Below are 8,513 nucleotides of genomic sequence, written 5' to 3' on the forward strand. Positions count from 1 at the left end.
TCTTTATATTTTTATTTTAGAATGTATCACTGATGTCTAAATAAGCAGTATGTGGTTCATTCTAATAAATAAATTGAAGAAGAAATTTAAAGGTTTATTCTATAGAAAGAATTAAAAAAGAGAGTTAACTTTTAATTGATTAGTTCAGCAGAAGAGTTCGTTTTCCTTAGAACTAGTGAAATATTTGAGGAATATACACGTGCAGCCTATGATGATGCTTCTGATGTAGTTTGGATGGATGTTATTTCCAAGTTTCCTGAAATGAGAGAGTGGGTTGCACATAATAAAACTGTGCCATTAGATATATTAGAAATTCTAGCACGAGATACAAATGAATCTGTTCGGTCAACGGTTGCTAGTAAAAGAAAGCTTAGTCCAGAGCTATTTGATTTATTATCTCAAGATAAGAGTGAAGCAGTTCGTGAGAGAATTGCGTGTAATAAAAAGGTGCCAATTCATATTTTGAGAAGACTTGTTAATGATCCAACAATGTTTGTGCGTGAGACCGCTTTAAAACGGATCGGAAATTAATAAATGAATTTTAGTAAAACACTCTAAAACAACTGAGTTTATAGATGTGTAAATGATAGTTGGATATCTATATTTTTTAATAATTATTCATAATAGATATGGCGTCCCTACGGGGATTCGAACCCCGGTTACCGCCGTGAAAGGGCGATGTCCTAGGCCTCTAGACGATAGGGACGTTGAGGATGGCGGTATCTTAAGAAGCCGCCACCAAACTGTCAAGGAGGTAAGGTGACAGTTTGTTCAAAATATAGCAAAACAGTTCAGCAGTCTTCTGAGTATCGTACAAAGCAGAGTGTGCTTCTTTACCATCGAACTCAATTCCAGCTTGAATACATGCTTTAGCAAGCACAGTTTGTCCAAACATAACGGCACTTAGCGTAACCGTATCCATGACTGAAAAACTATGGAATGGATTTTGGTTTTTCGTGCTTGTACGTGCAATTGCTGCTTGTAAAAAACCAAGATCAAAATGCGCGTTATGGCCTACAAGTACAGCATGAGTACAATGTTGTTGTTTACGAACTTCATTGACCGATTTAAAAATGCGACGTAACGCAGTTCGTTCATCTTCAGCCATTGCTATACGCATTGGATTGAATGGATCAATACCAATAAAGTCGAGCGAACGGCGATCGAGGTTAGCCCCTTCAAAAGGGTTAATATGTGCATGAAATGCAGGACCAGGGACAAATTGTCCCTGAGCATCATACACAATTGGAATGCACGCGATTTCTAGCAATGCATCTGTCTGGGCATTAAAACCTGCCGTTTCAACATCGACAACAACAGGTAAGAAGCCACGAAAACGTTGGCCAATGACCGGGACAGAATTTTCTTGTGTCACACTTTTCTCCATTGCAGCGTTTTCCCGGCATGCAGCGGGATAATTTTTTGATCATCTAAATAATCAAAAGATTCTGGAACGAGGTTATCTTCTTTAACCAAAGTAATGGTAGAAGTATTACGCGATAGACCGTAGAAGTCTGCACCAAAGTGGCTAGCAAAACCTTCTAGGCGCTCTAATTTACCGACTTGGTCAAATGCTTGTGCGTAAAGCTCAATTGCATTAGGTGCACTATAGCAGCCCGCACAGCCACAAGCATTCTCTTTTGCATTTTGTGCATGAGGGGCGCTGTCTGTACCTAAGAAAAACTTAGGATTACCGCTAGTCGCCACTTCAAGTAAAGTCGTTTGGTGCGTTTGACGTTTTAAAATTGGCAAACAGTAGAAGTGCGGTTTAATACCACCAACCAACATATCATTACGGTTAAATAATAAATGCTGAGGAGTGATTGTTGCTGCAACATTACGGTCTTGTTCTAAAACAAAGTGCGCAGCATCACTTGTTGTGATGTGTTCAAGCACAACTTTAAGTTTCGGGAACTGTTTCAATAATGGTGATAATACCTCATCTAGGAAGCGTTTTTCACGATCAAAAATATCTACATGATTGTGAGTCACTTCACCATGAAGCAATAACGGCACTTGATGCTCTTCTAATTGCTCAATAACTGCATAAACTTTGCGAATATCACTCACACCATTGTCTGAGTTTGTAGTCGCACCCGCAGGGTAAAGCTTAATTGCATTTACATGTTCTGATTCTTTAATTTTACGAACTTCATCTGGTGAAGTGTGATCAGTAAAATAAAGCACCATACGAGGGTCAAAATTATTGCCTTCTGGAACATGAGCAAGAATGCGTTCGCGATAAGCTAAAGCTTCTTCTACTGTTTTTACAGGCGGTACAAGGTTAGGCATACAGATCGCGCGAGCGAATTGTTTAGCCAAATCTGGAACAGTACGTTTTAATGCTAAACCATCACGTAAATGTGCATGCCAATCATCTGGCTGGAGCAGGGTAATAGAGTTCAAGGCAGTTCAAACTTCGAAATAAAACAAATGATAATCGATAAAGTGTGAAAATGGTAACGAGAATTACGGACAAATGGCAAAATAAAGCGCAGGGAGCTTTAAAAATTAATGTTATATTTTGTTAACGCGAAATATGTAGGAATCGACTAGTGGCGAATAGGGGAAATGTCCATCAATTACTCAAATCTAAAGAAGAAATCGAGTACTTGGTCACTCTACATACCCATCGTTACGCCAATATGCCTTTGCCAACACAACTAGAAAAAAAATTCTGGTGTTTAAATCTTGATCGTACTCGACAAAATATTTCAAAGTTTCTAGCAAGCGGCGTACTCACTTATTTAATTTTCATTTTGTTAGCCCTTCCAACCGACTACTTAGTGATAGGCAAGCCTTATATTACTTTGGACTTTGTCCATTGTGTATTAAGTGCTATGAATATTGCATTCGCGCTTTTACTATTTTGGATTTTTGCCAGATTCAAAAAACTTTCTGAGCACTTTTATTTTGCGGCCTGCGGCATCGTTTTCTTTAGTATTATTACGAGTGCTATGTTGTTGCTGAGTGTTGGAAATATGGCACTTAAAAATCAGTCGATGTTGCTTCTTTCTTTTTTATATATGCTCGGGTTTATCTTAAGCGGGATCAAACCACTCCATATGCTGTATGTAGGCTTATCCGCAGCAATACTGGTTTTTGTTTTTCTTAATTTATTAAACGTAAATTGTGATTATATCGCGCTGGGTCGTGCCTTGTTTGGTACTTGTATTTTAGGTTTTTCAATTAGCACGATGCTCATCTCAAGAGAGCGAAGTCTTTTTTTAAATAACCAACTTGCTGAAATTAATGAGCAGATTTTACGGATAGAAGCATCTGAACTACTGCATTTAAGTCAACAAGATGCGCTTACTCAAATTTCGAATCGTCGTACCTTTGACGAAATGTTTGATTTCTTCTATTACCGAGCAAATCAAGAGAAACGTCCTTTGGCTGTTTTATTTATCGATATTGATTTTTTTAAAAACTATAACGATTTTTATGGGCATCAGATGGGGGATAAAGTCATCTCATCTATTGCTTCTGCAATTAAAAACTCGATTCGTCATGTCGATTTTGTTGCGCGTTATGGGGGTGAAGAGTTTGTCGTACTATTACCTGAAACACCTGCACAGGGTGCTTATTCAGTGGCAGCAAATATTTATAAAGCCATCGAACGGCAAGCTATTCCTCATGCCGATTCGTTAGTGTCGAAGTATGTCACTATCAGCTTAGGGTTTACCGTATATACGGGTGGATTAAAAATGGGACAAGATAACTTAATTCATGCAGCAGATCAGGCATTATATCGGGCAAAGCAACTTGGCCGTAATCAAATTTATTATCAACCATTACAAGTTGCCGAAATTGCCTAACTTAACTTTAAATATAAAAAAGCCACCTATAGAGGTGGCTTTTTTGACGTCATAAGAAAATTATTTTTTCTTACTGTCTAATTGAGGAATAGCAGAACCTTGACCGATTGAAAGTAAACCAGCATCTGTATAGATGCCAAGTTTTGCACGTGTATCGGTAATGTCGAGGTTACGCATAGTCAACTGACCAATACGGTCCATTGGCGTAAACATTGAATCGCCTTTTTCCATTGTTAAACGTTCAGCTTCGTACGTTAAGTTTGGAGATTCAGTGTTCATGATGGTGTAGTCATTACCACGACGAAGTTCAAGAGTTACTTCACCAGTAATCGCTTTAGCAACCCAACGCTGTGCAGTTTCACGCAACATAAGTGCTTGAGAGTCGAACCAGCGGCCTTGGTAAAGTAAACGACCTAAACGTAAACCGTTAATGCGGTATTGTTCGATCGTATCTTCGTTATGAATACCAGTAACCAAACGCTCATAAGCAATATGAAGAAGGGCCATCCCCGGTGCTTCATAAATACCACGAGATTTCGCTTCGATAATACGGTTTTCGATTTGGTCAGACATACCTAAACCATGACGACCACCAATACGGTTTGCTTCAAGAATAAGCTCAACCGGATTGTCAAAAGTTTGACCGTTTAATGCAACAGGTACACCTTCTTCAAAACGTACAGTCACTTCTTCTGGAGTAATTTCAACTTCATCTTTCCAGAAAGCAACGCCCATAATTGGGTCAACGATTTTGATACCAGCATTTAGGTATTCAAGATCTTTTGCTTCGTGAGTCGCACCCAACATGTTTGAGTCAGTTGAGTATGCTTTTTCTTTTGACATTTTATAGTCAAAACCGTTGTCGATCAGGAACTGTGACATTTCTGCACGGCCACCAAGCTCATCGATGAAGTTTTGATCTAACCAAGGTTTATAAATTTTAAGATTCGGGTTAGTCAACAAACCATAACGATAGAAACGTTCAATATCGTTACCTTTATAAGTTGAACCGTCACCCCAGATGTTTACGTCATCTTCTTTCATTGCAGTAACGAGCATTGTACCTGTTACTGCACGACCGAGTGGAGTCGTATTGAAATAAGGAACACCACCTGTACTGATATGGAATGCACCACACTGAATCGCAGCAATACCTTCAAGCGCAAGTTGTAAGCGGCAGTCAATTAAGCGAGCTTTTACAGCGCCGTATTGTTCTGCTTTCTTTGGAATTGCATCGTAGTCATCTTCATCAGGCTGACCTAAGTTTGCAGTATATGCATAAGGTTCTGCGCCTTTTTGTTTCATCCACAATAAGGCAGCTGAAGTGTCTAGACCTCCGGAGAAGGCAATCCCAACTTTTTTGCCTACTGGTACATGCTGCAAGATAGTTGCATTATCAGTCATTGCTAATCCTAACATTTATGAAAAAGACCCCATATAGGCGGTCTTGAGAATTCTGAATGGCGGCTATTGTAGCACTATTCATGGTGCTTTTTTTCGCAAAAAAAGCATTAATTCACTTGTTCTGATTTGAAGTTTTAATTTGATAAAAAATATAAGGCTATTTATAGAATAAGAAGAAGTGAATGAAGTATTGTTCTTAAATAAATGGATTGACCATAAGCTCCGATAAATTTCTTTGTGTGGTCATCCAAAATTATCAAAAAAGTATTAAAGTACTATGCAACAAGTTGCAAAAAATTATTGGGACGCAGCATGACAAGTTACGCCAATTTATTAAAACCATTACATTTAGGCTTTACCACTATTAAAAACCGTGTGGTGATGGGTTCCATGCATACGGGGCTTGAAGACCGTTTTTATAATTACCCAAAGCTGGCAGCTTATTTTGAAGAGCGTGCAAAAGGTGGGGTGGGCCTGATTGTGACAGGTGGTATTTCTCCGAACCGTCAGGGATGGTTGGCACCTGCGGGTGGAACCATGAACAGTCTTTTTGATGTTCCTCAGCACCGTTTGGTAACACATGCTGTTCATAAGCATGGCTCTAAAATCTTAATGCAAATTTTGCATGCAGGGCGCTATGGTTATCAGCCTTTTGTTGTGTCTTCAACAGCAATTAAATCGCCAATTTCACCATTTAAACCGCGTCAGCTTTCTGAAAAAAATATTCTCAGCACCATTGAAGACTATGCACAGTGTGCCGATATTGCCAAAAAGGCAGGCTACGATGGCGTTGAAATTATGGGGTCAGAAGGATATCTGATTAACCAGTTCCTAAGTCGCCATGTAAACCAGCGTACAGACCGTTGGGGCGGTGAAATCGAAAACCGTATGCGTTTTCCGGTTGAAATTGTAAAAGCAATCCGTGCGAAAGTGGGCGAGAAATTTATTATTTGCTTCCGTTTATCGCTACTCGACCTTGTACATGACGGTAACACCATGCAGGAAGTGGTGACTGTTGCAAAAGCTTTAGAAAAAGCGGGTGTCACTTTATTAAATACGGGTATTGGTTGGCATGAAGCACGTGTACCAACCATTGTAACCTCGGTACCTCGTGCAGCATTTGTCGATTACACGGCTCATGTAAAACAACATATTTCAATTCCAGTCATTGCATCTAACCGTATTAATATGCCTGAAACTGCCGAAGAGATTTTGGCAACTGGCAAGGCAGACATGATTCAAATGGCTCGTCCTTTATTGGCGGATGCTTTTTGGGTAAATAAAACTGCGACCAACCGTGTTGATGAAATTAATACTTGTATCGCGTGTAACCAAGCGTGTTTAGACCACGCATTTAAAAATAAACGTGTGTCTTGTTTAGTGAACCCGCGTGCAGGCCATGAAACAGAACTGGTCTATTTAAAGACCAAGCAGCCTAAACGTATTGCAGTTGTAGGTGGTGGTGTAGCAGGTATGTCTGCTGCAACTGTGGCGGCAAGCCGTGGTCATGCAGTGACTTTGTTTGAAGCCAATAAAGATGTAGGTGGTCAGTTCAATTTTGCCAAGGTTGTACCAGGTAAAGAGGAATTCCACGAGACAATTCGCTACTTTAAAGTACAGCTTCAAAAAACTGGCGTAGATGTACGTTTAAACACTCGTGTAAATCGTGAGCAACTTGAGCGTGAAGGTTTTGACGAAGTTATTGTGGCAACGGGTGTAGTGCCACGTGCTTTAAAAATTGAAGGAAGTAATTCACCACAAGTTCTTTCCTATGCTCAAGTTTTACAAGGTGCAGAAGTTGGGCAAAAAGTAGCAGTGATTGGTGCTGGCGGTATTGGTTTTGATGTATCTGAGTTTTTACTTAAACCACCACATCAACCACAGCCTCAACCTTTAGTAGAGTGGCAACGTGAATGGGGTGTAGACCCAGATCCGAACTATATTTCTGAAGGTGGTATGCAGCCACCTGTGGTTGAACCAGCAATACGCGAGATTTATTTACTACAACGTAAAACAACCCCACTCGGTATTGGTCTTGGTAAGACTTCGGGGTGGGTACATCGCGCTCAGCTTAAAAAGCATGGTGTACGTATGCTGCGCGGTGTGCAATATAAAGCTGTCACTGATGAAGGGCTTTGGATTGAACATAATGGTCAAGACCAGCTTTTACGTGTAGACACGGTTGTAGTGTGTGCAGGTCAAGAGTCGGTAAAAGACTTGATGCCAAAAGAAGGTGAGTCGACTGTAGCGAACTACCATATTATTGGTGGAGCAAAGCTCGCAGCAGAGCTAGATGCGAAGCGTGCGATCAAAGAAGGAGCAGAATTAGCTGCTCGATTGTAAAATTGATGAAACAATATGCACTTGAACACAAAGCGATGATATTTTTCTTGAATAAAATGAATAAGCTTTGTATTCTTACGCACATGGAAGCGTGGCAGAGCGGTTTAATGCACCGGTCTTGAAAACCGACGAGGGTGTGAGTCCTCCGTGAGTTCGAATCTCACCGCTTCCGCCAAATTCGAAAAGCCCCTGTTAAAAGCAGGGGCTTTTTTTATCTATGCTTTTACCCTAAAAATAACCCACATCAAAATCTAGATGCATTAATTCTTAGTTTATTAGAGGTGGAAAAATGAAAATAAAAAACTACTCACCATCTAAAGGTTTTATATGGATTTTGCTTTTACTAGTTTTTATAGCTTGGATTGTATATAAGTGTGTTCCTTTAACAAAAGAGGAACAGGAGGGAGAAATTCGGCGACTGATGGAGGCGCAGAATAGAAGATTGGCCCGGGAATTTGATGCTATTACAGATGCAGATAGAGCAAGATTGCCCAAATATGACTCTCGTAAATATTTTTTAATAAAACGTAATGGTCGTTTTTGGTTAATACCAAGAGAGTATTATGGTGCTAATGGTTTTACTATTAGAGTTATAGATATAGATAAACTAATAGGGAAAAAGTGGGAAGGTGATATTGTGGTGGAAGGTGGGTTTCGAGTTTTTATGTATTCACCACAATATTATAATCGTAAAGCTGATTTTTTGAGTAGTGATGCGGCATGTAAATCAAATACATTTAGAAAGCTTTTTACGTGGAATGGGGTAACTATTAATATTGATGCTAATACCTATCCTAAAAAAATTACAGATAATCAATATTTAGATATTTGTCTAACTGCATTAAAAATTTTAAATGAAGAAGTAAAGGAAATACATTTTGTTAATTAATATAATTTAATTTTTAGTAAATTTTATCTAAAAATTATTTGAATATATATTGTATTTAC

Annotated in this window: 7 protein-coding genes and 2 tRNA genes; 5 read left to right on the forward strand and 4 right to left on the reverse strand. The window is 39.2% G+C overall.

The window, feature by feature from the left end; all coding sequences use genetic code 11:
- Positions 1-135 precede the first annotated feature (135 nt).
- On the forward strand, positions 136-531 hold the full coding sequence (locus ACH63V_RS17465; protein WP_396464227.1) for a hypothetical protein: 396 nt from the start codon (positions 136-138) through the stop codon (positions 529-531).
- A 99-nt stretch (positions 532-630) separates the two neighbouring features.
- Here the strand turns inward: ACH63V_RS17465 and ACH63V_RS17470 are convergent.
- From ACH63V_RS17470 to pyrC, 3 genes are all read right to left on the reverse strand, one after another.
- Positions 631-706 (reverse strand) — tRNA-Glu (locus tag ACH63V_RS17470).
- A gap of 18 nt (positions 707-724) precedes the next feature.
- Positions 725-1,387 carry a ribonuclease T gene (gene rnt / locus ACH63V_RS17475; RefSeq protein WP_004702976.1) on the reverse strand — a complete coding sequence of 221 codons (663 nt, stop codon included), beginning with the start codon at positions 1,385-1,387 and terminating at the stop codon, positions 725-727.
- Positions 1,372-2,406: a dihydroorotase gene (pyrC, locus tag ACH63V_RS17480; RefSeq protein ID WP_396464228.1), complete on the reverse strand. Its 1,035-nt coding sequence runs from the start codon at positions 2,404-2,406 to the stop codon at positions 1,372-1,374. Before pyrC ends, rnt begins: the two co-directional genes overlap by 16 nt.
- Before the next feature lie 149 nt (positions 2,407-2,555).
- On the opposite strand from pyrC, the gene ACH63V_RS17485 reads away from it, so the two are divergent.
- The gene (locus ACH63V_RS17485; protein ID WP_396464229.1) at positions 2,556-3,818 is read left to right on the forward strand and encodes a GGDEF domain-containing protein; all 1,263 of its coding nucleotides are present in this window, start codon (positions 2,556-2,558) and stop codon (positions 3,816-3,818) included.
- Positions 3,819-3,878: 60 nt separating this feature from the next.
- Here the strand turns inward: ACH63V_RS17485 and argG are convergent, their stop codons facing one another.
- Positions 3,879-5,237, reverse strand: coding sequence for an argininosuccinate synthase (argG, locus tag ACH63V_RS17490; RefSeq protein ID WP_396464230.1), 1,359 nt, complete (start codon positions 5,235-5,237; stop codon positions 3,879-3,881).
- 297 nt (positions 5,238-5,534) lie between these two features.
- On the opposite strand from argG, the gene ACH63V_RS17495 reads away from it, so the two are divergent.
- The 3 genes from ACH63V_RS17495 to ACH63V_RS17505 all read left to right on the forward strand — a co-directional run bounded on the left by ACH63V_RS17495 (position 5,535) and on the right by ACH63V_RS17505 (position 8,454).
- The gene (locus ACH63V_RS17495; protein ID WP_396464231.1) at positions 5,535-7,565 is read left to right on the forward strand and encodes an FAD-dependent oxidoreductase; all 2,031 of its coding nucleotides are present in this window, start codon (positions 5,535-5,537) and stop codon (positions 7,563-7,565) included.
- An 85-nt stretch (positions 7,566-7,650) separates the two neighbouring features.
- A tRNA-Ser gene (locus ACH63V_RS17500) sits at positions 7,651-7,740 on the forward strand.
- Positions 7,741-7,854: 114 nt separating this feature from the next.
- The gene (locus ACH63V_RS17505; protein ID WP_396464232.1) at positions 7,855-8,454 is read left to right on the forward strand and encodes a hypothetical protein; all 600 of its coding nucleotides are present in this window, start codon (positions 7,855-7,857) and stop codon (positions 8,452-8,454) included.
- Positions 8,455-8,513 lie beyond the last annotated feature (59 nt).

Source organism: Acinetobacter sp. ABJ-A23_2, assembly GCF_044538765.1.
Classification (GTDB): domain Bacteria; phylum Pseudomonadota; class Gammaproteobacteria; order Pseudomonadales; family Moraxellaceae; genus Acinetobacter; species Acinetobacter nosocomialis_A.

What these genes read in the sequence shown, in the direction of transcription:
- rnt (WP_004702976.1), bottom strand. Translation starts at nt 1,387, where the DNA reads ATGGAGAAAAGTGTGACACAAGAAAATTCTGTCCCGGTCATTGGCCAA.
- argG (WP_396464230.1), bottom strand. Translation starts at nt 5,237, where the DNA reads ATGTTAGGATTAGCAATGACTGATAATGCAACTATCTTGCAGCATGTA.
- ACH63V_RS17495 (WP_396464231.1), top strand. Translation starts at nt 5,535, where the DNA reads ATGACAAGTTACGCCAATTTATTAAAACCATTACATTTAGGCTTTACC.
- ACH63V_RS17505 (WP_396464232.1), top strand. Translation starts at nt 7,855, where the DNA reads ATGAAAATAAAAAACTACTCACCATCTAAAGGTTTTATATGGATTTTG.